Raw genomic sequence first — 24,426 nt, 5'->3', positions numbered from 1 at the left:
GCACGACCTGCACCTTACGCACCAGCACAGCACCACCGCAGAACCCCGCTCCGGCGGGGTTCTGCGTAATACCGCGGCATTACGCCCTAATTGTCCAGTTGGTCAGCTTTTTGCAATCCAACCTGTAGCTGTTTAACCGGCCATCCCAACACACACTGGAGTTTCATTGACCATGCAGAAGAAGAGCAAAAAACCGCTGCTGCGCGCCCTCGTTGCCGCCCTTGGTTTTAGCGCCACCTTGGGCGCATCCGCCGCTGACCCTTTGAAGGTTGGCTTTGTCTATATCGGCCCAATTGGCGACCATGGCTGGACTTACCAGCATGAGCAGGGTCGCCAAGCGGTGATCAAGGAACTCGGCGACAAGGTCGAAACCAGCTACGTGGAAAACGTGCCAGAAGGCGCAGACGCCGAGCGCGTTATCCGCAACATGGCCAAGGGTGGCTTTGATCTGATCTTCACCACCTCCTTCGGCTACATGAACCCAACGCTGAAAGTGGCCAAGCAGTTCCCCAACGTCACCTTCGAACACGCCACCGGCTACAAGCAGGACAAGAACACTGCCACCTACCTGTCGCGCTCTTATGAAGGCCGTTATGTTGGCGGCTTCCTCGCGGCGAAGATGACCAAAACCAAGAAAATCGGTTACGTCGCCTCCTTCCCGATCCCGGAAGTAATCCGCGACATCAACGCCATTCAGCTGGCACTGGACAAGTACAACCCAGGCAGCGAAATCAAAGTGGTGTGGGTCAACTCCTGGTTCGATCCGGGTAAAGAATCAGACGCGGCTAACGCGCTGATCGACCAAGGCGTGGACGTGGTGTTCCAGCACACCGACAGCCCAGCACCGATCCAGACGGCCGAGCGTCGCGGCGTCTACTCGGTGGGCTACGCCTCGGACATGGCGCACTTCGGGCCAAAAGCCGTGCTCACCTCGATCGTTAACGACTGGGGCCCGCACTACGTCAAATCAACTCAAGCGGTGATCGACGGCACCTGGAAGTCTCAGGATTTCTGGGGTGGTCTGGCTGAAGACACTATCCGCTTGCCGATCAGCGACCTGGTACCGGCTGACGTTAAAGCTGAGGCCGAGCAGATCATTGCGGACATCAAGAGCGGTGCCTTCCACCCGTTCACCGGGCCGATCAAGGATCAGAGCGGCGTAGAAAAGATTCCGGCTGGTGTTGCGGCGACCAACGCCGAGTTGGCTTCGATGAACTACTACGTGGAAAACGTAAAGGCTGAACTGCCGAAGTAAGCTGGAAATCGCGGCTAACGCCGCTCCCACCGTGTGGGAGCGGCCGGGCGGCGATCCGCTTTAGCGGCGATAGTTTTCAGCAATCACCGATGCCGTCCCTGCCTCGGAGTAGAACCGCATCAGAGGGGTGATGCCTTAACTGGGCATCGTCCTTTTTCGCTGCCCTGGGTACGAGAAGACTCGCAGCATGCCCCCACCCGGAGCCTCTATGCACAGCCTACCGATTATCGACATCGCTCCCCTCTACAATACCGACGAATCCGCTTGGCCTGCTGTGGCCGAACAGATCGACCGCGCTTGCCGCGAGTGGGGCTTCTTCTACATCACCGGGCACCCCATCAGCCCGGCACGTATCAACGAGCTGCTGACTGCCGCCAAAACCTTCTTCGCCCTGCCGGCCGCAGAAAAGCTCAAGATCGACATCACCCAGACCGCCCACCATCGCGGCTACGGGGCGATTGCCACTGAGCAACTGGACCCAAGCAAGCCGAGCGACCTGAAGGAAACCTTCGACATGGGTTTCCATATGCCCGCCGAGCACCCTGAGGTACTGGCCGGCAAACCGCTGCGCGGGTCTAACCGTCACCCACAGCTGCCCGGCTGGGAAGAACTGATGGAGCAGCACTACAGCGATATGCAAGCGCTGGCCAACACCCTGCTACGCGCCATGACCTTGGCCCTGAATATCGACCGCGACTTCTTTGACACGCGCTTTCATGAGCCCATCAGCGTGCTGCGCATGATTCACTACCCGCCGCGCCACACGGGCAGCAGCACTGAGCAGCAAGGCGCCGGGGAACACACTGATTACGGCTGTATTACCCTGCTCTATCAAGACGACGCCGGTGGTTTGCAGGTGCGCGCCCGCGACGGCGACTGGATTGATGCACCACCGATTGCCGGCAGCTTTGTGGTCAATATCGGCGACATGCTCGCGCGCTGGAGCAACGACCGTTATACCTCGACCCCGCACCGGGTGATCAGCCCGCTAGGCGTGGACCGCTACTCCATGCCATTTTTCGCCGAGCCCCACCCAGACACAGAAATCAGCTGCCTACCCAACTGCTCGGACGCCGCCAACCTGCCCAAGTATCCGTCCGTAACCAGCGCCGAGTACCTGCTGTCGCGCTTTGCCGACACCTATGCGTATCGACGGGAAGAACAGCAGGGTTGATAGCTGAGGCTTCCCGTAGCCTGTAGGGTGGATGACGCTTTTTCCATCCACCGACTGCGGTGCCACGCAGCCCGCTTGGTGGACATAAAAAGCGATGTCCACCCTACATAGGCCGATTCGGCGAAATCTGACCAAGCGGTTAAACTTGTCCGCGATTACGCCTGATAACGAGAACTGACCATGTACGACTGGCTCAACGCCCTGCCCAAAGCCGAATTGCATCTGCACTTGGAAGGTTCACTCGAACCCGAGCTGCTGTTTGCCCTGGCCGAGCGCAACAAAATCGCCCTGCCCTGGAACGACGTCGAAGCGCTGCGCAGTGCCTACGCGTTCAATAACCTGCAGGAGTTTCTCGACCTCTACTATGCGGGCGCCAACGTATTGCGTCACGAGCAGGACTTCTACGACCTGACCTGGGCCTACCTGCTCAAGTGCAAGGAACAGAACGTTATCCATACCGAGCCGTTCTTCGACCCACAGACCCACACCGACCGGGGCATACCCTTTGAAGTGGTGCTGCGCGGCATCAAGCAGGCGCTGGTGGATGGCGAGAAACAACTGGGCATCAGCCACGGCTTGATCTTGAGCTTTTTGCGGCATCTGTCCGAGGAAGAAGCGTTCAAAACCCTGGAGCAGGCCGTGCCATTCCGCGATGCGTTTATCGCCGTCGGCCTGGACAGCTCGGAGATGGGCCATCCGCCGAGCAAGTTCCAGCGGGTATTCGACAAAGCGCGCAGCGAGGGTTACCTGACCGTGGCTCACGCCGGCGAAGAAGGCCCACCCGAGTACATCTGGGAAGCCCTGGACCTGCTGAAAATTCAGCGCATCGACCACGGTGTACGCGCCATTGAGGATGAGCGGCTGATGCAGCGCATCATCGATGAGCAGATCCCGCTGACCGTGTGCCCGCTGTCCAACACCAAACTCTGCGTGTTCGACGACATGCGCCAACACAACATTCTGCAGATGCTCGAACGCGGGGTGAAGGTTACGGTGAACTCGGACGACCCGGCCTACTTCGGCGGCTACGTCACCGAGAACTTTGCTGCGCTGCATGCAAGCCTGGGCATGACTCAGGAACAGGCCAAGCGCCTGGCGCAGAACAGCCTGGATGCGCGCCTGGTTTAAGGCACGTATGGCAAAAAAATAGCCCGGCATTCGCCGGGCTATTTTTTATACGGTACTGCCGAGCATATTCGGTAACTTACGGATCAAGCTTGCAGCGCTTGCCCGTCACCATCGACAACGGCAGGTTTTCCTTCAGCCGATAGCTTTCAAACAGCGCCGCCGCGATATGCAGGCCCACCAGGGCCATCAGCGCATTGGCACAGAATTCATGAATTTCCAGCGGTAGATCGGCACCCCAGAAGTAATCGACCTCCTCCATCAGGAAGCCGGTCACGCCCAGGCCGAGCATCAACAGCATCATGCCAATCATGACCAGGCCACCGAGTGGGGAATGCCCCATGCGGTGGTAATCACGGCCACTAACGAGTGCCCGTATGTGCTCAGCCAACCGTGCACGGGTCGGCCAAAAGTCTGCCCAACGCGCTGCCGGTGACCCCACAAAACCCCACACCAGACGAATCGCTAGCCAGGCTACAGCGTAATAACCTAACCAGCGGTGCCAGTTTTCACCCTCTTCGGTGAAGAAGTAATTCGCCAGAAAAGCGCCCGCCAAGGACCAATGAAACAGCCTGACGACGGGGTCCCACAGGCGTAGGGTCGGTGTGTTCATTAGCCTTCAACGCCACCTTTGATGACCTTGCCGGTGACCGGATCGAAGTAGATTTCAACCTTCTGGCCGTCTTTGTTGAAGCCGTAGATTTCGTAGCAGTTGCCGCTGGTCACTTTGAACTTCTTGATCTCGTAACCTTGGGCCTTGAGGTCAGCCTGGAACGCGTCCTGATCCTGCCACTGCGCTTTATCAGCGGTGGTGCACTGGGTCGCAGCGAAGGTCAACGGGCTGGCAAGCACCAGGGACAGCAGGAGTAATTTGCGCATGAGATGTTCCTTTCGAGAGAGTGGATTAACGTCTGCGTACACACAGTGCTCGGCGAAGCTTAAAGACTGCTTAAGCCCTGCAAATCTTTTCCCTGGCCCAGAAAAAACCGCACGGGCCACGGCTGTACAGGACAGAGCGGCCCGTGCGGTTCGCACAACGAAGCGGCGCCGCCCGCTGCCGGGCGGCGCACACATCAAGATCAGAAGCTAAAGTCCACCTTGGTCCACAGCGTGCGGCCCGGTTCGTTAAAGGCTTGCGGGTCATCCGCGGAAAAGCCGAACCCGGCATTACCGGCCAGGTTCAGGTGCTCGCTGTAAGCCTTGTCGAACAGGTTATCCACGCCGGCGCTGAGCTTGACCTCGGGTGTCAGGCGGTAGGCGGCATTGAGCGAGAACACGGCAAAACCGCTGCTTGTATCGAAGTCTTTGCCGACCACGTTGCCCTTGCCCTCATCCACCCGGTTCTGCGCCGCGACCACACGCCATAGAGCGCCAGCGCTCCAATCACTGCGCTCATAAGCCAAGCCCAAACGTGCTTCCAGCGGCGGCGTTTGCCCCAGCGGGCGATCATCGGAGCTGTTCTTGCCCCAGGCATAGGCGAGGCTGGTATCGGTTTTCCAGTTGCTGTCCAGGCGATAACTCATGCCCAGCTCGCCCCCCATGATCCGCGCGTCGATATTGCTGGCTTGCGAACGCACATGCCCCGGCATCATCCCTGGTCCGTAGCTGAACAGGATGTAATCACGCACTTGCCCGGCATAGACCGAGGCCCAGGCTTCGAGTTTTGCGCGGCGGTAGTTGATACCGATATCCAGCTGGGTGGTTTTCTCGGGCTCTAGATTTTCCATCGGTTGCACGAAACCAATTGGCCCGGGGCTGGCGGAGAACAACTCCCAATAGTCGGGGAAGCGCTGGGTGTGGCCAAGGCCCGCATACCAGGTGGCCGGCAGACGTTGCAGGTCCTGCTCGTAACGCACAAAACCGCTGGGCAGCGTGTCACTGCGGGTTTCATCGGCCGTGGGGTTGGCACGCAAGGTCATGCCGCTGCCGAGGGTTTGCCGGTAATCCTTGACCGAGGCACGGTCCAGGCGTGCGCCGGTGACCCAGCGCTCACGCTCGCTGACCTGCCAGGTCAATTCACCGAACAGGCCGTAGTTGTGAAACTCAGCATCTTTATCCCAGTTGAATTGGTCGTAGTCGGTATAACGCCCCATCATAAATGTGGAGGCGCGCTTGCGGTGTTCGTTGCGTTGGGCATCAACGCCAGCCTTAAGCTCGACCGCCTGCCAGGTCCACGTGCCCACCAAACGACCGCCCAAGGTGCGACGATCAACATTACTGGCCATGGGGTTGCGCATCATGGCCATAACGTCCTGCGGATTTAGGCTGCGCAGGCTGAAGTTGTCCATCACGTGGTCGGCGTAGTTGTAATACACCTGCCCTTCGAGGCCTCGGAACACCTCGCCAAGATTTTCCAGCCGCACGCGCAGGCCGAGGTTTTCACGCAGGAACTGGCTGCCATCCATGCCGCGCCCGGCATAACGCGCTTCACCATCACCTCGGCCGGCGCTGAGTTCGATCAGGGTGTCGTCATTCGGCGTCCAACCGAGCAGTACATCACTGTTCCATTTCTGCCAACGCGAGGGCACGCTGTCGCCATTGCCGTCCTCATAATCATCGGCCTGTGCGCTGTTGCCGAGCACGCGGACATAGCCCTGACTGCCGCCCGCCGTCGCATCCAGACGACGATCAAAACGGCCATTGGAGCCGGCTAATACGCTGCCATCCACACGCCCACCGAGGGTTGCAAAACGCGGTGTGTCACGCTCAAAGAGAATCGTCGCCGCCGAGGCGCCCGGGCCCCAGAGCACCGATTGTGGCCCCTTGATCACCGTCAGACGGTCGAAGTTCTCCGGCGATAGGTAGGAGGTTGGCGCATCCATGCGATTGGGGCAGGCACCGAGCAGCACGCCGCCATCACTGAGGATATTCAGGCGCGAACCGAACATGCCGCGAAACAAAGGATCAGCGTTGGCACCACCGTTGCGGATGGTGTTAAACCCGGGAATGGTTTTCAAAAAATCCGCACCATCGGCAGCAGGCACCGGCTGACGCGGCTGTTTGGGATCTGTCACCACCATCACCGGAGAATGTTGGGCCACGCCCGTGACGACCATAAGCGGCAGTGGCAACACCGATGACGCGGTGGTTTGTGCAGCATGGGCCTGAGCGACCAGCAGTAAACCGGCACACAGCGGCGCCAAACGAAAGGGGGCAGACAGCGAGCGAGTAAGCATATTTATTCCAAAATCGAGACAAAACCAGCCAGATCAGCGCTATTCAACAGCGCAGGCAGGCATAACAAGGGCAATGGCGATCAGGAGTAAGCAGGCGGGGCGCGGCTGCGCGAACCGGGGAATATGGCCGCGCGGGCAACACCGCTGCGCACCGGTGCAAGATGCCTATCCGTCGGTGCGGGATTGGCAACCGCCAGCGACGGACTGGCGCAACCGGTGGCAGGACTGTGCAGCAGCAAGGTGCAATAGCCGCACTTGGCCCACAGCGCCTCATGATTCAGCGTGCTGTCACCACTGTGTTCGCCACAGGCTAGCTCAGTCAGCCAGGCCGGCTCGTCAGGCTGGCTGAGCTGTGACCACAACGGCCCGACACTGAGCAACAGCATGGCGAACAAGGCCAGGCACGCTGCCCAATGCTGGGCTGAACGGGGATTGTTACAGGGCATCACGGCGACTCTAGAATCCTGCGGCAATTATGCTTAAGTGCCTTAACTGCATGGCGGATACACATCAATACGCGAGAACATCACAAGGCAGTCCCACTGCAGCACAGCGGGGTTTGCGGCGGCGTTTAGTGCGCGTGCCCTTCACCCTGCACCGACTCACTGGCAGGCGCGTTCTTATGTACGGCTATCTCCACTTCTACCTGGCCGGCCTTCTCGAAAGTCAGGGTCAGCGGAAAGCGCTCACCCTCCTTGGCCTGCTGCTGCAGGTTAAACATCATCACGTGGTAGCCCATGGGCGCGAATTGCACTTCACCGCCGGCAGGAATCATCACGCTCTGTACCTGCTGCATTTTCATCACGCCATCGGCATGCAGGTGCTCATGCAGTTCGGCTTTGGCGGCGTGCGGCGTGCTCACGCTGAGCAAGCGGTCGGCTTCGCCGCCCTTGTTGTGCACCACGAAATAGGCCGCCGCCGTAGGCGCTACCGGTGGCATTTCACGCGACCAGGGGTGCTCGATGTGCAGTTCACCAACGCTGTACTCATGGGCGCTGACAAACAGGCTCGGGCTGAGCAAAGCAGCAATTAGTAGGGGCTTCTTTAGAAACATGGTGTTCCTCCTGGAATGGACTGAGTGTCCAAACGTACGTTGTTAGGCGATGACTTGGCGCGGGCTAATCCCGCCACCGTAAATTCACTGGCTAAACGTAATCACCAACAGCCGCGCATAGAAAGGCCGGCGCCATGCAGCGCTACAAAATGAAGAGGCGTGTTGGTTCATAAGTCGAATCCGATAGCTCAGCAATAACGTTGCTGCACGAAAGACCGTGCCGAACAACCATGCAAATACCCGGGGCGTAGCACCCGGTGGCTAACAGATCGAAGGGGATGCGCGGGGGTTGGCTGAAGGCCAGAGGTGGCGGACAGGCCGGGGAATGAAGAAGGTTACAAGTAACGGCGCACGGCTGGCCACCAGTAAGCCCAGTACGCCAAAGAAGGCCGCCAGAATAATCGCACTGAACAAACTGGCGAGGCTACAACCACTACCCGTAGCAGGATTAGGCGCCACCACAGAGGAACCGTCCAGGTCCGCGCCGGCACCGAAGTTACCCTCGAATGAACAGTACTGGCTGCTCAGACCACTGAGTTGCAAACCAGCCATTTTCCCGTGACCAATACTGCAGGCGAACGCACTGAACAGGACGCTGAAATACAGCATCCAAGCCAGCAAGCGACGATCAGTACGGGTCAATTTCATGGGCCGTGACTCTAGCATTGCTCTCACGCGCAGTTCGCGCTGCACCGCTGCGGTTGATTGCCGCAGTACGTTGATGAGAATACTAATGCGGCCATGGCGCATGCGCCAGCAACTCAGTGCAGCGTGTCTGGACAAACTCGCGCAGTAACAACACCGGCTTGCTCAGTTGCGCACGGTGCGCGCAAATCAGGTTGAGCGGTGCAGGTTCGCCGCGCCACTCAGGCAGCAATACCTTAAGCCGCCCGGCCCGCACATCACCGGCGACATCCAGCCAGGATTTATAAACCAATCCTGCACCACTCACGGCCCAGCGCCGCACCACGTCGGCATCGTCACTAACCCGATCACCCTTAACGCTGATGTGCTGTTCGCGTTTGCCATCACTGAAGCTCCAGCGGTCATGCCCCCGCCCAGCCAGCATATACAGCAGACAATTATGCTCAGCTAGGGCCTCTATCGTTTCTGGGGCGGTGTGGCGCTGCAGGTAGTCAGGCGCGGCACACAGCACACGCCGGTTTGCGGCGGCCACCGGCAAGGCAACTAGGCTGGAGTCCTCAGGGGCGCCATAGCGCAGGGCAATATCTACCGGCTCGCGAAACAGGTCTGCGACCCGATCGCCAAGCAAAAGGCGTAATTGCAACTGTGGATGCACCTGCTGAAACTCATCCAGCCAAGGCAATAGTGTGTTACGACCGAAATCCGAGGGCGCTGATAACTGCAGCAGGCCGCTGATACCGACCTTGCTACCCGCCAGTTGCTGGCGGCCATCCTCCAAGCTCTGCAAGGCCAAACGCGCGTGGCCGAGAAATAACTCCCCCTCAGGCGTCAGCCTTAGGCTGCGGGTCGAGCGGCTGAACAGGCGCACCTGCAGTTGCAGTTCAAGGCGCTTTAATCCAGCACTGGCCACCGCCGGGGAAATATCCAGGTGTCGCGCAGCCGCCGAGAGATTACCCAGCTCGGCCGTACGCACAAACAACTGCAGGTCATCAAAGCGCAGCATGGCAGCTCATTATCAAAATAATATTGAAAGAGACTCTAGTTGCAGGCTGTTTTTCTCGTCAATCAAATAACCGAGCATGGCCACTTCTTGAACCGGAGCCCACGTATGTCGAGCCCAATCACCCTTATTGCCACCCTCACCGCCCTGCCCGGCTACGCGGAGGCTGTTGAGTCCAGCCTGCGTCAGCTCGTACCACTCAGCCAGGCCGAAGCCGGTTGCCTGCAATACAACCTGCACAGCCATCAGGAGCAGGCCAACCGCTTCATCATGGTTGAACAGTGGCAGGACGCCGAAGCCCTTAGCGCTCACCAGCAGACCGCGCATTTCAAGCACTTCGTCGAAACCTGCGGCAGCTTGCTGGAATCGGTCGATCATCAACTTATGCACCGCATTATTTAAGGAGCCGTTCACATGAAAGCCGTCGCCTATTACCAGTCCCTGCCAATCGATCACGCCGATGCGCTGCAAGATGTGCAATTAGCCGAACCAACACCCGGTCCACGCGACCTGCTGGTCGAGGTGAGGGCCATTTCGGTCAACCCGGTGGATACTAAAATCCGCCGCAATGTAGCGCCCGAAGCTGGCGCCGCTAAGGTGCTCGGCTGGGATGCCAGCGGTATCGTCAAGGCCGTGGGCAGCGAGGTCACACTGTTCCAGCCGGGCGACCGGGTGTATTACGCCGGCGCGATTAACCGTGCTGGCGCCAACAGTGAGCTGCATGTGGTGGATGAACGCATCGTTGGTCATATGCCAGAGAAGCTGGCGTTTGCCGAAGCAGCCGCCATGCCGCTGACGGCAATTACTGCGTGGGAGTTGCTGTTCGAGCGCCTGCAGATCAGTCAAGGCAGTGCCGACCAAGGCCAAAGCCTGCTGATAGTCGGCGCGGCCGGGGGTGTGGGTTCGATCTTGGTACAACTGGCGCGTCAGCTCACCGGGCTGACCGTGATCGGCACCGCTTCACGCCCCGAAACCCAAGCTTGGGTGCGCGAGCTGGGCGCTCACCATGTCATCGACCACCGTCAGCCACTGAGCGAAGAACTCCAGCGCATCGGCATCGACCAGGTTACCCACGTTGCCAGCCTGACCCAGACCGATAAACACTTCGAACAACTGGTCAAAGCATTGGCACCACAAGGCCGCTTAGCGCTGATCGATGACCCAGAAACCCCTCTGGACATCATGCAACTTAAGGGCAAAAGTCTGTCGTTGCACTGGGAGCTGATGTTCACCCGCTCATTGTTCGAAACAGCAGACATGATCGAGCAGCACCGACTGCTGGAGCGCGTAGCCGAACTGGTCGATGCCGGCACCCTGAAAACCACCCTCGGCGAGCACTTTGGCAGTATCAATGCCGCCAATCTGCGCCGCGCCCACGGCCTGCTGGAAAGCGGCACCGCCAAGGGTAAGATCGTCCTCGAAGGGTTCTAAGAAGAGCCCGGCTCGCCATCCGTGCGAGCTGGGCAGGCTTTTATTGCACCCTGCATTTCACTGAGTCTCGGCTAGAATCAGGTCATTACCTTGTGCTGTATCACTGGCAACAACCCATACGATTTTTGACCTAGCCAACCATTGGCGGTAAGGGATGCGACCCAACCTTGAAGGCCCGCTGCGAATAGCCGGGATATATCTACTGTTCAGTAGCCTGTGGATTTTCGGCAGCGACTACCTGCTGCACAAACTGATTAGCAGCAGCGAACTGGCGTACGCACTGCAAACAGGCAAAGCCCTGCTGTTTGTTCTGCTCAGTACAGGGCTGATTTTATTGGTCAGCTGGCGTGACCGCCGGGCACAACGCCAACTGCTCGATGAGCTCACCCATAACAGCAAAGTGTTGCAACAAACCCAACGCAATGCCGCCCTTGGTAGCTGGGAGTACAGCCGTGGCTTCCATTGGAGCGAGGAGGCACTGAGCCTATTAGGCTGTGATTATGACGGCCAACCCTCGACCCTTGAACAGTTGCTCAGTTGGTTTCATCCCGCCGAACGGGCGAGCGTACAGCGCGCACTGTTGGCCTTGATCGAGGACAATACAACGCTCTTAGTCAGCACCCGCCTGCTTCAACCTCAACAGCAGAAAGCTACTTGGCTGATGCTGCGCGGAGAACTCAATGAAGACGGCAAAATTCTCGGCACCGTGCAGGACATCAGCCTGCAGAAACGCGACGAAAGCGCCCTGCGCGAGAGTGAGCAACGCTTTCGCCAATTGTTCGAGCAAACGCCGCGTATTGCAGTACAGGGCTACGACCGCGAACGCCGGGTCATTTACTGGAATAAGGCCAGCACCCAGCTCTATGGCTATGCCGTGCATGAGGCGATGGGGCGTCGCTTAGAAGAGCTGATCGTACCGCCGCAGGCGCGCGGTTCAGTGGTTAGCGCGATCAACTTATGGCAGATCGGCGGCCCGCCGATCCCCGCCGCAGAAGTTCAGCTACAACACCAAGACGGCAGCCTGGTATGGGTCTATTCCAGCCACTTAATGCTGCGCAACAGCCTTGACCAACTCGAACTGTATTGCGTCGACATCGACCTCACTGAGCATAAGAAAACCGACGGCGAACTGCAGGTCAGCGAGTACCGCTACCGCTCGCTGGTCGAACATTTGGGTGATGCGGTCTTTATCACCAATGCCACCGGTCAACTGACCTTTCTCAATCCAGCCTGGGAGCAGATCAGTGGTTACCCTATTCACCAAAGCCTGGGCAGCCCGTTACAGCGTTTTATGCCCGAACTGGGCCAGCCCCCGCTGAGCCAAAAGCTGCAAGAGTTGCTCAGCGGCAATCTGGATAATTTGCGCCTGGAATGTCAGCTACTGACCCGCAGCGGTCTGGCTCGCCGGGTTGAGTTGCAGTTCAATTTCAGTGCGCTGGAACAAGGCCTAAGCGGCAGCCTGCGTGATGTCCATGAGCGCCATCAGACCCAACAACTGCAACAGGCGCGTAATGCGGTACTCGATGAACTGCTGGGGCTGCACCCGCTGCGCAGCATTCTCGCTGGCATCACCCAGCGCCTGGAAAATCTGCAACCACAAATGCGTGTATCGATCATGCTGCTCGATGAGCATCAGCGTCTGCATATTGGCGCAGCACCCAGCCTGCCGAAAGCGTATTGCCAAGCCATCGATGGGATTCAGGCGGAGCTGGAAGTTGGCTCATGCGGACATGCCGCCGTGAGTGGCGAACTGGTAATCGCCGAAGACCTCAGCCAGCACCCCTATTGGCGTGATTACCAGGCCGTCGCTCTGGCTGCAGGCCTGCATGCCTGCTGGTCACTGCCATTCAAGGATGATAGCGGCCAGGTGCTGGGCACCTTCGGTATCTACTACTTGCAGTCCGCCCGGCCGAGCACTGCCGATATTGCCCTGGTGACCGAGTTCACTCGCCTGGCGGGACTGGCGGTGCAGTTAAGCGCCACCACGATGGACTGATCTGACCGACGGTGTGTCAGTCATACTCGAATTTGTTTCAAGTCAATGAATGTTCATATCTAGCAACTAGACTGCGTGCTCTTGCAGAGGAGATACGTCCATGAACGTCATGATCCAACCCGTAAACACCGCCGCAGGTCGCGGCTGGCAAGTGCGCCTGGGTAAGCAGACTGTCACCTTCCGCAGCGAGCCAGAAGCCCGCCAGTTTGTCATGACCCTGCAAGCCCGCCTAAACGCACCGCATGCCTTACCCGCAGAGCAACAGCGCGTCGCAAGTTAACCCTGTACGTGGCTCGGACTGCGCTCGGCCCAGCGGGTAAACAGGGAAAACCCTACGGCCAATAGCCCGCAGGCAAAAATCACCACCGCAACCGGCCATGCACTGCCGTCATGCAGCACGCCCACCATGGCAGCGGCACTGGCGGCGATAACAAACTGCAGACTACCGAGCAACGCCGAGGCGCTGCCAGCATGCCGGCCTTGCCCGGCCATGGCACAGGCCGAAGCGTTGGGCAGCAAAATACCTAAGCAGGCAATGCAGCCAAACAGTGGAATCAGCAATGGCCACAAGGCCTGCGGTTCTGCCAGCGCCACCATTAACAGAGCCAGGCCGCAAGCCAGGTAGAACCATACCGTTTTACCTAGCCAATAAGCCGGCCCATGCCGCGCCACCAACCAGGCATTTAGCTGCGCCACCGCAATAAAGCCGAGGGCATTGCTGCCGAACAACAAGCCGTAGTGCTCGACAGGTATGCCATACAGCTCGATAAACACGAACGGCGAACCGGCGATGTAGGCAAACATTCCGGCAACAGCAAAACCGCCCGTCAGCGCATAACCGAGAAACGGCAAGTTGGCGAACAGTCGCTTGTACTCACCTATCGCGCCGCGCAGAGGCGCTGGTGGAACGTCCTTGGTCAGGGTTTCCGGCAACCACTTAGCCACTGCCAGCAGGCAGATAAAGCTAAACAGCGTCAGGCAGATAAAGATCGACGGCCAACCCAGCGTGCTGAGCAGCAGGCCACCGGCCAGCGGCGCGAGAATCGGCGCCAAGCCCATCACCAACATCAACTGGGAAAACACCTTGGCCGAGTTAATTGGATCGCACAAATCCCGCACCACCGCCCGCGATACCACCATCCCGGCACAGCCGCCCAATGCCTGGACAAAGCGCGCGGCAATTAGCCACTCCAAACTCGGCGCCAGCGCACACGCCAGCGACGCCACGCTGAACAGCGCCACCCCGACCAATAACGGTTTACGCCTACCGAAACGGTCAGCCAGCGGGCCGTACGCCAGCTGACCCATGGCCAGGCCGACAAAATAGGCGGCGAGCGATAACTGCACATGCTCAACGTCGGTAGCAAAGACGCGTGCCAGGGTCGGGAAACTCGGCAAATAGAAGTCAATGGCCAGCGGCCCGAATGCGCTAAGCGCCCCGAGAATCAACAAAAGACGTAACGGCATGGGTATCCACAGGAAAGTAAGGGCAGATAGGGCAGTCGTGAATGGCCCAGAGCACGTCTAGACCATTCACATCCTTACAGACCGCTCCCGGATTGCATCCGGGCTAAGGTCTGCCGCCCTTTCTCGGCGCGTAGGATTAAACCGGCGTTTCGGCCTTTTTCCGGCCTTTGCCGATTTTCTCCGCCAGCGACTCCACCAGCAGGTAGAACATCGGGATCAGGAAGATCGCCAGGAAGGTGGCTGCCAGCATGCCGCCAATCACCCCGGTACCGATCGAGTGACGGCTGGCCGAGCCTGCGCCGGAGCTGATTGCCAGCGGTACAACGCCGAGGATAAAGGCCAGCGACGTCATGATGATCGGACGGAAACGCAGGCGCGAAGCCTCCAGCGCCGATTCGAAGATGCCCATGCCATTGTGTCGGTTGAGCACGGCGAACTCGACGATCAGGATGGCGTTCTTCGCCGCCAAGCCGATCAGGGTGAGCAGGCCGACCTGGAAGTACAGATCGTTCTCAATACCGCGCAACCATACCGCGAGGATCGCGCCGAACACCGCAAACGGCACCGCCGTGACCACCGCCAGCGGCAAGGTCCAGCGCTCGTACTGCGCCGCGAGGATCAGGAATACCATGATCAGACCGAATATAAAGGCACTGCTACCGGAACCCTGGGACGCGACCTCTTGGAAAGCCGAACCGGTCCAGCCGATGCTGTAATCGCTGCCCAGGACTTCGTCCGCCACTTCCTGGATTACACTCAGGGCCTGGCCAGAGCTGTAGCCAGGGGCTGGCCCACCAAGAATCTTCGCTGCCGGGTAAACATTGAAGCGCGCATAGGTATCCGGGCCAAGAATACGTTTGACCTTGACCAAGCTGGCCAACGATACCAACTCACCACTGGCCGCCCGCACATAGACCTGGGACAAGTCCTCGGGCTTGCTACGGAACTCCGCCTCAGCCTGCAGACTGACCTGGAATGTGCGGCCATACAGGCTGAAATCATTGACGTAGTAGCTACCAAATGTGGCTTGCATCGCAGTGAACACATCATTCACAGGTACGCCCAAGGCACGGGCCTTCGTACGGTCGAGGTCGATGTAGTACTGCGGTACGTTGGCATTGAAGCTGCTCTGCACCCCAGCCAGCTCTGGACGCTTGGCGGCGGCGGCAAGGAAGGCCTGCACCTTGCTCGCCAAATCGGCCGTGCTGCCGCCGCTGCGGTCCTGGATATAGCCTTCAAAACCGCCGGTGGTGCTCATGCCGGTGATCGGCGGCGGGTTGAAGCTCATCATTACGCCGTCTTTTTGCGTCGAGGCCATGCCCATGAACTCACGCGTCAGGTTACGTGCATCCAGCTCAGGCGTGGTGCGTTCGCTCCAGTCCTTCAGTGGCACAAAGGACACCCCGGCATTGCTACGCACGCCCGACGTCAGAATATCGAAACCAGCAAAGGTCACGACATCCTTTACGGCTGGGTGCGCCATCAATTGCTGAGTCACCTCACCCGTCAACTTCTCGGTACGGGTGAGCGAGGCAGCCGGTGGCAGGAAGTAGGCATTGATGACATAACCTTGGTCCTCACTGGGCACCAGGGAGCTCGGTACACGGTTGAATAGCACCACCATCAGCGCAATCATCGCGCCAAACAGCAGCAACCCCACTGCCGTGCGCTTGAGAAAGAAGCGTACGCCAGCGGTGTAACCATCGGTCAACTTGTCGAATACACGGTTGAATGCACGGAACGGTGCTGCCGGCTCTTGATGCCCAGGCTTGAGCAGCAAGGCACAGAGTGCCGGGCTCAGGGTCAGGGCGACGATGCCGGAAATCACCACCGACACGGCAATGGTGATGGCGAACTGTTTATACATCTCCCCGGCTAGGCCACCGAGGAAGCCCACCGGCACGAATACCGCACAGAGCACCAGCACGATAGCGATAATCGGCCCGGTTACTTCCTCCATGGCTTTGATGGTCGCCTCGCGCGGGCCGACCTTGTCAGTGGCCATTACTCGCTCAACGTTTTCGATCACGACAATGGCATCGTCGACCACGATACCGATGGCCAGCACCATGCCAAACAAGGTCAGCAGGTTGATCGAAAAACCGAGCATGTACATACCGGCGAATGTGCCGATCAACGACACCGGAATCGCCAGCACCGGGATCAACGTGGCGCGCCAGTTCTGCAGGAAGAGGAACACCACCAACACCACCAGCACCATGGCTTCGAAGAAGGTGTAGATCACCTCATCGATCGACACGCGGACAAATGTAGTAGTGTCGTACGGCACCTTGTAAGTCATGCCACTGGGGAAGGTCTTCGATAGTCGTGCAAGCGTTTCGCTCACCGCATCGGCTGTATCCAGGGCGTTCGCACCCGGTTGCAGATAAACACCAAAAGCGGCGTTCTGCTGACCGTTGAGCGAGGTCATCAGCGAGTAGTCCTGCGCACCTAACTCAATCCGCGCCACATCTTTAAGTAGCAGGCTGGCGCCAGTGTCGTCGGTACGCAGAATGACGTTTTCAAATTCTTTCGGGTCGGTGAAGCGGCCCTGAGTAGTCACTGTGTAGGTGAAATCTTGCTCTTGCTTAAGCGGCTGCTGCCCAAAGCTGCCGGCGGCGAACTGCGAGTTTTGCTCACGGATCGAATTAACCACATCGGTCGGCGTCAGGTTGAACTGCGCCAGCTTGTCCGGCCTCAGCCAGATACGCATGGAGTAGTCTTTCGAGCCGAACTGGCTGACATCGCCCACACCAGGTAGACGCTTGAGTTCGTCGATCACGTTGATCAATGCGTAGTTGCTGATGTACACCGGATCACGCGAGCCATCCGGCGAATACAGGGTGACCACCTGCAGGATGTCCGAAGACTTCTTCTGCACTTTTACGCCCTGGCGGCGAACTTCTTCCGGCAATTTAGCCAGGGCAGCCTGCACTCGGTTGTTGACGTCGATGGTGGCTTGATCGGGATCGGTGCCAACCTCAAAGTACACCGACAGGCTCATGGCGTTGCCGCCGGAGTTGGACTGCTGGTAAATCATGCCCTGCACGCCGTTGATCGACTGCTCCAGCGGCGCGGCTACCGTTTCGGCAATCACCTGAGCACTGGCACCGGCATAGTTGGCACTGACCGACACTTGTGGCGGCAGGATTTGCGGGTACTGAGCAATCGGCAGCGAGCGCATTGCCATAAGGCCGGCCAGCACGAGAAGGATCGAAATGACCGCGGCAAATACCGGGCGATCAATAAAGAAGCGTGAGATCACTTGAGACGCTCCTTAGGACTGGCTAGCGGCGGGGGCAACAACTTCTACCGGATTGTCCGGGCGAACTTTCGGCAAGCCTTCAACGATCACCCGATCACCGGCGCTGATCCCGGAAACGATCACCCAGCGGCCCTTGGCCGTATGCCCGGTGGTGACCTGACGCATACGCGCCACGCCACCCTCATCCACCACATAGACAAACGTACCGCCTGGCCCTTGGGCAATCGCGCGCTCAGGCAGGGTCATGGCATTCGGTAGGCTGAGGCCCTTGACCTGTACACGGACGAATTGGCCGGGCATTAGTTTTTGCTCAGGGTTGGCCACCACCGCGCGGGCGCTAACAGAACCGGTACCGCGGTCCACCAGGCTGTCAGTGAAGTCCACCTTGCCTTCCAACGGATAAACACTGCCGTCACCTAGAGTGATTTGCACACTCATTTTGCCGTCCTCCGGCAGTACTAAGCTACCGTTCTGCAGGCCACTGCGGACGCTGGCCACATCGGAGTCGGGGGCAGCAAAGTTGACGTAAAGCGGGTCTAGCTGGGTGATATTGCTCAGCAAGCTAGCATTCGGATCACCAGCCACCATCAGGCTGCCTTCGGAGACGGTTTCCTTACTGGTAATGCCAGAAATCGGCGCTTTCACCGTGGTGTAATCAAGATCGATCTGCTTGGACAACACCTCGGCCTCAGCGGCCTGGATATTGGCTTTGCTCTGCTCAAAGTTGGAGACGGCGTTGTCCAGTTCGCTCTCGCTGGCAAAGCCTTTCTTCTGCAATTCACGGATACGTTTAAGGTCACGCGCGGTCTGGCGGTAGCGTGCCTGCTCCTGCGCCAACGCGCCCTTGGCCCGACTCAGCGCGGCCTGGTAGGTGCGCGGATCAATTCGGAACATCACCTGACCCTGTTTGACCTGACTGCCTTCTAGGTAGGTACGTTCCTGCAGAATGCCACTGACCTGGGCGCGTACCTGAACTTCACGAAAGCCGGCTGTGCGTGCGGAGTATTCAAACTCCAGCGGTAACGCTTCGACCTTTACGGTTTCTACCACCACTTCGGGCGCGCGCGGGGCATCAGCGGCATACAGCGGGCAAGCCAGAACAGCCAGCAACAAGGAACCGGCAAGCGCCGGCAGATGACGGGGAAAAAGCATGGGTGTCTCCGAAAGGACGCAGGGCGCAGCATGTAGGCCGGCAATGCTAGTTACATACATAAGTGTTTGTAAATAGAACATTGCCCTTAACTTCATTACACTTTGTGCTCAGCCTAGCCAGAAATACGCCTGCTGCCATGCGCCGAACCAAAGAAGATGCCGAGAAAACCCGGATTGCTCTGCTTGAAGCCGCCGAAACGCTGTTTCTGGAAAAAGGCGTGGCGCACACCAGCCTGCATCACATTGCCCGGCAGGCCGGCGTAACGCGAGGTGCCGTGTATTGGCACTTTGCCAATAAAGCTCACCTGTTCAACGCCATGCTCAATCAGGTGCGCCTGCCGCCCGAGCAATTAGCTGAGCGCATGCGCGGCTGCCCTAAACACGACCCGCTGCTGACCTTGCGTGAACTGTGCATCGATGCAGTCGCAGGCCTTGCCTTAGATGAAAAGAAGCGGAGGGTCTTCACCATCCTGCTGCGACGCTGTGAGTTCACCGAGGAACTGCGCGAGGCTGAAGAGCGCCACGAAAGCTTTATCAACCTGTTTATCGAACTCTGTGAACAGCAGTTCAGCAGCCCGTCGGTCAGCTTGCGCCTCTACCCAGGGCTCAGTCCGCGCCTGGCTGCGCGGTCTGTACATGCATTAATTGTCGGCCTGTTCCACGACTGGCTGCGTGATCCAGGACTCTTCGACCCACTGCAGGACACCGCACCAATGGTCGATGCCTGCTTTCGTGGGCTGATCCGTGACTGGCCAGCCCAGCAAACCTCACGTACCGATCAGGCTAAACCAGCGCTGTAGCCGGCTTCGGCAATCGCAATAATCAGCTGATCGCTGGGCAGGCTGCTGCCTACAGTTACCTCGCCGCCTTGCAGCTTTACCCTGACATCCGCCGCCGCATCACGCGCCAGCACGGCCTCGGTTACCGCTTTAATGCAATGGTCGCAGGTCATGCCCTCGACCCGGAAAGTATGAACGCGTGTTGCTTGCATCACTAATCACCTGAATTCACCTGTTGAGGTGCACAGTGTCCTCCCTCCCAGCGGGGTCAGGTCAAGCCATAAAAAATGAGCGAGAGGCATTTTTAGCCTGCTCAGCAAAAGCACTAAAGGACGCAGCCATGGATGAGCGTGGCATAAAACAACACTTGACCCTACCAAGGTGGCAAGGTTGATTATGCAGTGAAACCTAATGGAGGCCGTCGCATGTCTACTCTCACCACCTTCGATCTGCCGATTCGCGGCATGACCTGCGCCAGTTGCGCCGGCCGCGTTGAGCGCGCACTGGCCAAGGTGGCAGAGGTCACTGGCGTCAGCGTCAATTTGGCCAACGAACAGGTGCGCCTCGAAGCGCCGGCCGAGAGCCTGCAGCAACTGGTTGCGGCCGTCAGTGCTGCCGGCTACGAGGTGCCCAGCGAACGCCTCGAACTGGCCATCAGCGGCATGACGTGCGCAAGCTGTGCCGGCCGCATCGAACGCACACTGGCGCAGCAGGCTGGCGTGATGTCGGTCAGCGTTAACCTGGCCACAGAACACGCGCAACTGCAGGTACTCCACGGCACTGACCTGGACGCCCTCCTGCAGGCCGTCAGCCAGGCGGGCTACCAAGCCAGCCAGCTCAGCGCCACACAGAACGCGCCAGCCAGCGCCGGCAAACAGCTGCAGCGCGAGCGCTGGATGCTGCTTTTAGCCATCCTGCTGACCCTGCCGCTGGTCATCCCCATGCTCGTAGCGCCCTTTGGGCTGCACTGGATGCTACCCGCCTGGGCACAGTTCGCCCTCGCCACGCCAGTGCAGTTCATCTTCGGTGCACGCTTCTACCGCGCTGCCTGGAGTGCATTGCGCGCCAAGACGGGCAACATGGATCAACTGGTCGCCATCGGCACCAGTGCCGCCTATGGCTTGAGCCTCTATCAATGGTCGGTGGCGCCGGCCGGTGGCATGCCGCACCTGTATTTCGAAGCCTCGGCAGTAATCATTACCCTGATCCTGCTGGGCAAGTACCTGGAAAGCCGCGCCAAACGCCAAACCAGCAGCGCCATCCGCGCCCTGCAAGCGTTACGCCCGGAGCGCGCTCTGCGCCTGCGCGATGGCAGCGAACAGTGGGTGGCCCTCAACGAACTGCAGCTGGGCGACCGCATTGTCGTTAAGCCGGGCGAGCGTTTTCCCGTCGATGGCCAGGTCACAGAAGGTCGCAGCCACGCCGACGAGGCACTCATCAGCGGCGAGAGCCTGCCGCAACCCAAACAGCCTGGCGATACAGTAACTGCCGGGGCGATCAACGGCGAAGGACGCTTGCTGATCGAAACCACCGCCCTCGGTGCGGAAACCGTGCTGTCGCGGATCATTCGCCTGGTCGAAGACGCCCAAGCCGCCAAGGCGCCGATCCAGAAACTGGTGGATAAGGTCAGCCGCATCTTCGTGCCCAGCGTATTACTGATAGCCCTGGCCACACTGCTGGTCTGGCTGGCGCTCGGCGCAGGTATTGAAACGGCCTTACTTAACGCAGTGGCGGTGCTGGTGATTGCCTGCCCCTGCGCCCTCGGCCTGGCCACGCCTACTGCGATCATGGCGGGCACTGGGGTGGCCGCCCGTCACGGCATTCTGATCAAGGATGCCGAAGCCTTAGAGGTCGCTCACTCAGTCAGCCTAGTGGCATTCGACAAGACCGGTACCCTGACCTCCGGCTCACCACGCATCACCCATCTGCAGGCCGTCGACGGCGACAATAAGCAATTGCTGCAACTGGCCGGTGCTCTGCAACGCGGTAGCGAACACCCACTGGCCAAGGCAGTACTCGACCAGTGCACGGAACAGCAGCTGACACTGGCCGAGGTCAGCGATAGCAAAGCCCTATCCGGGCGTGGCATTGAAGGGCGCATTGGTCAGCGCCAACTGGCCCTGGGCAACAAGCGCCTGCTGGAAGAACATTGGCTACAGAATCAGACGTTGATTGCCGAAGCACTGGCCTGGGAGGCCGAAGGCCGAACCCTGTCTTGGCTGATCGAAGTTGCGCCGCAACCGCAGGTACTGGGCCTGTTTGCCTTTGGCGACACCCTTAAGGAGGGCGCCGCAGACGCCATCCGCGCGCTGACTGCGCAGGGTATCGACAGCCACCTGATCAGTGGCGACAACAAAGGCAGCGTCAATGCCGTGGCAAAGGTCCTCGGCATTACCACAGCACATGCCCAAGTGCTGCCGGCAAATAAGGCTGCAATCATCAGCGAGCTGAAAAAAGACGCCGTAGTCGCCATGGTGGGCGACGGCATCAATGATGCGCCGGCCCTGGCCGCCGCCGATGTCGGTATCGCCATGGGCAGCGGCACCGATGTGGCCATGCATGCCGCCGGCATCACCTTGATGCGTGGCGATCCGCGCCTGGTGGCAGACGCCCTGGACATCAGCAAACGTACCTACAACAAGATCCGCCAAAATCTGTTCTGGGCCTTCGCCTACAACCTGATTGGTATTCCACTGGCCGCGGCAGGCTTACTCAACCCGATGCTGGCCGGCGCCGCCATGGCCCTTTCCAGCGTCAGCGTGGTGAGCAATGCCTTGCTGCTGAAGACTTGGAAACCCAAAACCCGCGAAAAAATCGCAGAGTGAGGCGCACATGAATATCGGCCAAGCGGCGAAAAAAACCGGCCTGAGTGCCAAAATGATCCGCTACTACGAAAGCATCGACCTGCTGCCCGCCGCCGAGCGCACGGACAGCGGTTATCGTCAGTACAGCGCACAGGACCTGCACCGCCTGGCCTTTATCAAGCGCTCGCGCGATCTAGGCTTTTCCCTCGCTGAAGTCGGCCAGCTGCTGGCCCTGTGGCAAGACCGGCAACGCGCCAGCGCCGATGTCAAAGCCTTGGCTGCCACGCATATCAGCGAACTGGAACGCAAAATCAGCGAGCTCAGCGGGCTGCGCGATACCCTCAAAGACTTGATGGACAGCTGTCAGGGTAATGACCGCCCGGATTGCCCGATCCTCAAGGATCTGGAGTCCGGCTGCGGTCATGGCGCGGGGCGAAAAAACATCAACGACTCGATCACCTGTTAGCAAGGAGATGGGTAGACAAAGAGTCAACCCACGTCCCGCGCCAGCGCCGCACAGTCCACGGCAAAGTGATCGGTCAGCTCTGGCCAGGGATTCTCCGCCAGGTTGACCAATACGCTGCGCGCCCCAGCGGCGCGGGCGCACTCCAGATCAAAGCGGTAATCGCCGACCATCACTAACTCGCTCGGCGCCACCTGCCACGCCTTAGCGAAATGCAGCAGGCCGCCCGGATCAGGCTTGGGCGGCGCTTCATCACGGCCAATGACATCGGCGACGGCAAAGCAGTCATCCAGGCCGATCGCACGCAAGGTCAGCAGCGCCAGTTCGTGGGCATTGCGAGTGAGGATGCCCAAACGGCAACCACGCTCGCGCAACTCGCGCACCAGCGCAATCGCCCCAGGGGCCGGTGCGGAGGTCAGTGCCAGTTCGCGCTCATGCTCCAGCAACCAAGCATGTTTAGCGGCGGCAACTGCCTCAGGTAATGCGGCCAGATAGCCAAGAATGTCCTCGGCCAACGGAATATCCAGGGCGCGCTTGATCGCCTCGAAATCATGTACAGCCAAGGTCAGGGTGCCGTCCATGTCGAACACCCAATGACGCGCAGCACTCAAGCTCATTTCCAGTCCTCCCGCACACGGGCCAGGCCTTCTTGCGCCACCGAAGCGACCAGTTGGCCCTGACGATTGAAGATACTGCCGCGGGCGAAACCACGGGCATTACCGGACCAGGGGCTGTCCATGCTGTACAGCAGCCAGTCATCCATACGCAGGTTGCCATGGAACCACAGCGAGTGGTCGAGGCTGGCCACCTGCATAAATTTCTGCCACACGGAGACGCCATGCGGCAGCATCGAGGTGGTCAGCAAGTTGAAATCGCTGGCATAGGCCAACAGGTATTTGTGCAGCTGCGGGTCATCCGGTAGTTCGCCCGCGGCGCGAAACCACACATGCTTGACCGGCTCACAAGGCTTCGGGGCAAAAGGGTTGCCCACCGTCACCGGACGAATCTCGATTGGTTTTTCGCTCACTGCACGCTCACGCATGCGCTCTGGCAAGGCATCGGCGATCAGGCGCGCCAGCTCAGTTTCAGATTTAAGCTCTTCCGGCCCAGGTACGTCTGGCATCAGGTTTTGGTGGTGAAAGCCTTCTTCATCAAACTGGAAGGAGGCGCTGCAGGTGAAGATTGGCTTGCCCTTCTGGATTGCCGTCACCCGCCGCGTGCTGAAACTGCCGCCGTCACGGACCCGTTCAACCTGATAAACCACCGGCAGCGTGGCATCACCAGGGCGTAAGAAGTAACCGTGCATGGAATGCACATGGCGCGCGGCCTCGACCGTCTGGCTGGCCGCCGAAACGCACTGGCCAAGCACCTGACCACCGAACAGCTGACGAAAGCCGAGATCTTGGCTAACGCCGCGAAATAGATTCTCTTCGATGGTTTCCAGGGTCAGCAGGGCGACCAATTCATTCAACACCAGACTCATTTAACGCTCTCCTCTAAACCCAGGGACACCACCACGTACGACGGTGAAACATGGTACCCGATTGCACGCCAGCAGCGCCTAGCCGGCGCCACCACTTCCTGGCCAACCGACCCTTGACCCAGATCAGTACAATCGGCATTCAGGTCTACTGCCCCTT

Annotated in this window: 23 protein-coding genes; 10 read left to right on the top strand and 13 right to left on the bottom strand. The window is 59.3% G+C overall.

The annotated features are described in order from the left end of the window. Positions 1-172: 172 nt before the first annotated feature. From BMZ32_RS15350 to BMZ32_RS15340, 3 genes are all read left to right on the top strand, one after another. Positions 173-1,255, top strand: coding sequence for a BMP family ABC transporter substrate-binding protein (locus BMZ32_RS15350; RefSeq protein ID WP_090243528.1), 1,083 nt, complete (start codon positions 173-175; stop codon positions 1,253-1,255). A 208-nt stretch (positions 1,256-1,463) separates the two neighbouring features. Next, the gene (locus BMZ32_RS15345) at positions 1,464-2,429 is read left to right on the top strand and encodes a 2-oxoglutarate and iron-dependent oxygenase domain-containing protein (RefSeq protein WP_090243526.1); all 966 of its coding nucleotides are present in this window, start codon (positions 1,464-1,466) and stop codon (positions 2,427-2,429) included. A gap of 180 nt (positions 2,430-2,609) precedes the next feature. After that, positions 2,610-3,557: an adenosine deaminase gene (locus tag BMZ32_RS15340; RefSeq protein WP_090243524.1), complete on the top strand. Its 948-nt coding sequence runs from the start codon at positions 2,610-2,612 to the stop codon at positions 3,555-3,557. 76 nt (positions 3,558-3,633) lie between these two features. Here the strand turns inward: BMZ32_RS15340 and BMZ32_RS15335 are convergent, their stop codons facing one another. The 7 genes from BMZ32_RS15335 to BMZ32_RS15305 all read right to left on the bottom strand — a co-directional run bounded on the left by BMZ32_RS15335 (position 3,634) and on the right by BMZ32_RS15305 (position 9,432). Further along, complete coding sequence (locus BMZ32_RS15335) at positions 3,634-4,167, bottom strand: cytochrome b/b6 domain-containing protein (protein WP_090243522.1); 534 nt, start codon at positions 4,165-4,167, stop codon at positions 3,634-3,636. Next, positions 4,167-4,433, bottom strand: a complete 267-nt coding sequence (locus tag BMZ32_RS15330; RefSeq protein ID WP_090243520.1) for a PepSY domain-containing protein — start codon at positions 4,431-4,433, stop codon at positions 4,167-4,169. The genes BMZ32_RS15335 and BMZ32_RS15330 overlap by 1 nt, the downstream gene beginning before the upstream one ends. A gap of 200 nt (positions 4,434-4,633) precedes the next feature. Continuing rightward, entirely contained in the window at positions 4,634-6,730 is a 2,097-nt protein-coding gene (locus BMZ32_RS15325) for a TonB-dependent copper receptor (RefSeq protein WP_090243519.1), read from the bottom strand. Between the two features lie 80 nt (positions 6,731-6,810). After that, entirely contained in the window at positions 6,811-7,176 is a 366-nt protein-coding gene (locus BMZ32_RS15320; protein WP_090243516.1) for a DUF2946 domain-containing protein, read from the bottom strand. Positions 7,177-7,301: 125 nt separating this feature from the next. Continuing rightward, a complete protein-coding gene (locus BMZ32_RS15315) occupies positions 7,302-7,784 on the bottom strand; it encodes a copper chaperone PCu(A)C (protein ID WP_090243514.1) in 483 nt (160 codons plus the stop codon). A gap of 261 nt (positions 7,785-8,045) precedes the next feature. Further along, positions 8,046-8,432 carry a DUF2946 domain-containing protein gene (locus BMZ32_RS15310; protein WP_090243901.1) on the bottom strand — a complete coding sequence of 129 codons (387 nt, stop codon included), beginning with the start codon at positions 8,430-8,432 and terminating at the stop codon, positions 8,046-8,048. Between the two features lie 82 nt (positions 8,433-8,514). Further along, positions 8,515-9,432, bottom strand: coding sequence for a LysR family transcriptional regulator (locus BMZ32_RS15305; protein ID WP_090243512.1), 918 nt, complete (start codon positions 9,430-9,432; stop codon positions 8,515-8,517). Positions 9,433-9,537: 105 nt separating this feature from the next. Between BMZ32_RS15305 and BMZ32_RS15300 the strand changes: the two genes are divergently transcribed. The 4 genes from BMZ32_RS15300 to BMZ32_RS15285 all read left to right on the top strand — a co-directional run bounded on the left by BMZ32_RS15300 (position 9,538) and on the right by BMZ32_RS15285 (position 13,136). Then, positions 9,538-9,831 carry a putative quinol monooxygenase gene (locus BMZ32_RS15300; protein ID WP_090243510.1) on the top strand — a complete coding sequence of 98 codons (294 nt, stop codon included), beginning with the start codon at positions 9,538-9,540 and terminating at the stop codon, positions 9,829-9,831. A gap of 12 nt (positions 9,832-9,843) precedes the next feature. Further along, a complete protein-coding gene (locus BMZ32_RS15295) occupies positions 9,844-10,860 on the top strand; it encodes a zinc-binding alcohol dehydrogenase family protein (RefSeq protein WP_090243508.1) in 1,017 nt (338 codons plus the stop codon). 154 nt (positions 10,861-11,014) lie between these two features. Next, the gene (locus BMZ32_RS15290; RefSeq protein ID WP_090243506.1) at positions 11,015-12,856 is read left to right on the top strand and encodes a PAS domain S-box protein; all 1,842 of its coding nucleotides are present in this window, start codon (positions 11,015-11,017) and stop codon (positions 12,854-12,856) included. 100 nt (positions 12,857-12,956) lie between these two features. Further along, positions 12,957-13,136 (top strand): hypothetical protein, encoded by a 180-nt coding sequence (locus tag BMZ32_RS15285; RefSeq protein WP_090243504.1) that lies wholly within the window; start codon positions 12,957-12,959, stop codon positions 13,134-13,136. On the opposite strand, the gene BMZ32_RS15280 is transcribed toward BMZ32_RS15285, so the two are convergent. The 3 genes from BMZ32_RS15280 to BMZ32_RS15270 all read right to left on the bottom strand — a co-directional run bounded on the left by BMZ32_RS15280 (position 13,133) and on the right by BMZ32_RS15270 (position 18,740). Then, positions 13,133-14,323: a multidrug effflux MFS transporter gene (locus BMZ32_RS15280; protein WP_090243502.1), complete on the bottom strand. Its 1,191-nt coding sequence runs from the start codon at positions 14,321-14,323 to the stop codon at positions 13,133-13,135. The genes BMZ32_RS15285 and BMZ32_RS15280 overlap by 4 nt on opposite strands. Positions 14,324-14,459: 136 nt before the next feature. Next, positions 14,460-17,588 carry an efflux RND transporter permease subunit gene (locus tag BMZ32_RS15275; protein WP_090243500.1) on the bottom strand — a complete coding sequence of 1,043 codons (3,129 nt, stop codon included), beginning with the start codon at positions 17,586-17,588 and terminating at the stop codon, positions 14,460-14,462. A gap of 12 nt (positions 17,589-17,600) precedes the next feature. Next, complete coding sequence (locus BMZ32_RS15270) at positions 17,601-18,740, bottom strand: efflux RND transporter periplasmic adaptor subunit (protein WP_090243498.1); 1,140 nt, start codon at positions 18,738-18,740, stop codon at positions 17,601-17,603. Between the two features lie 137 nt (positions 18,741-18,877). Between BMZ32_RS15270 and BMZ32_RS15265 the strand changes: the two genes are divergently transcribed. After that, positions 18,878-19,540: a TetR family transcriptional regulator gene (locus tag BMZ32_RS15265; protein WP_090243496.1), complete on the top strand. Its 663-nt coding sequence runs from the start codon at positions 18,878-18,880 to the stop codon at positions 19,538-19,540. Here BMZ32_RS15265 and BMZ32_RS15260 read toward each other — a convergent pair. After that, positions 19,519-19,731 (bottom strand): heavy-metal-associated domain-containing protein, encoded by a 213-nt coding sequence (locus tag BMZ32_RS15260; RefSeq protein WP_090243493.1) that lies wholly within the window; start codon positions 19,729-19,731, stop codon positions 19,519-19,521. The two genes, BMZ32_RS15265 and BMZ32_RS15260, sit on opposite strands and share 22 nt — an antisense overlap. Positions 19,732-19,944: 213 nt before the next feature. Between BMZ32_RS15260 and BMZ32_RS15255 the strand changes: the two genes are divergently transcribed. Further along, positions 19,945-22,344 carry a heavy metal translocating P-type ATPase gene (locus BMZ32_RS15255; RefSeq protein ID WP_090243491.1) on the top strand — a complete coding sequence of 800 codons (2,400 nt, stop codon included), beginning with the start codon at positions 19,945-19,947 and terminating at the stop codon, positions 22,342-22,344. 7 nt (positions 22,345-22,351) lie between these two features. Further along, positions 22,352-22,789, top strand: coding sequence for a Cu(I)-responsive transcriptional regulator (gene cueR / locus BMZ32_RS15250; RefSeq protein ID WP_090243488.1), 438 nt, complete (start codon positions 22,352-22,354; stop codon positions 22,787-22,789). Positions 22,790-22,812: 23 nt separating this feature from the next. Here cueR and BMZ32_RS15245 read toward each other — a convergent pair whose 3' ends face one another. Both BMZ32_RS15245 and tesB read right to left on the bottom strand, forming a co-directional pair. Continuing rightward, positions 22,813-23,403, bottom strand: coding sequence for an HAD family hydrolase (locus BMZ32_RS15245; RefSeq protein WP_090243486.1), 591 nt, complete (start codon positions 23,401-23,403; stop codon positions 22,813-22,815). Further along, on the bottom strand, positions 23,400-24,269 hold the full coding sequence (gene tesB / locus BMZ32_RS15240; protein WP_090243484.1) for an acyl-CoA thioesterase II: 870 nt from the start codon (positions 24,267-24,269) through the stop codon (positions 23,400-23,402). Before tesB ends, BMZ32_RS15245 begins: the two co-directional genes overlap by 4 nt. Positions 24,270-24,426 lie beyond the last annotated feature (157 nt).

Source organism: Pseudomonas guineae (assembly GCF_900113745.1).
In the GTDB taxonomy this organism is placed as follows: Bacteria; Pseudomonadota; Gammaproteobacteria; order Pseudomonadales; family Pseudomonadaceae; genus Aquipseudomonas; species Aquipseudomonas guineae.
The sequence above is the reverse complement of the archived record's forward strand: the minus strand, read 5'-3'. Positions and strand labels throughout refer to the sequence as shown.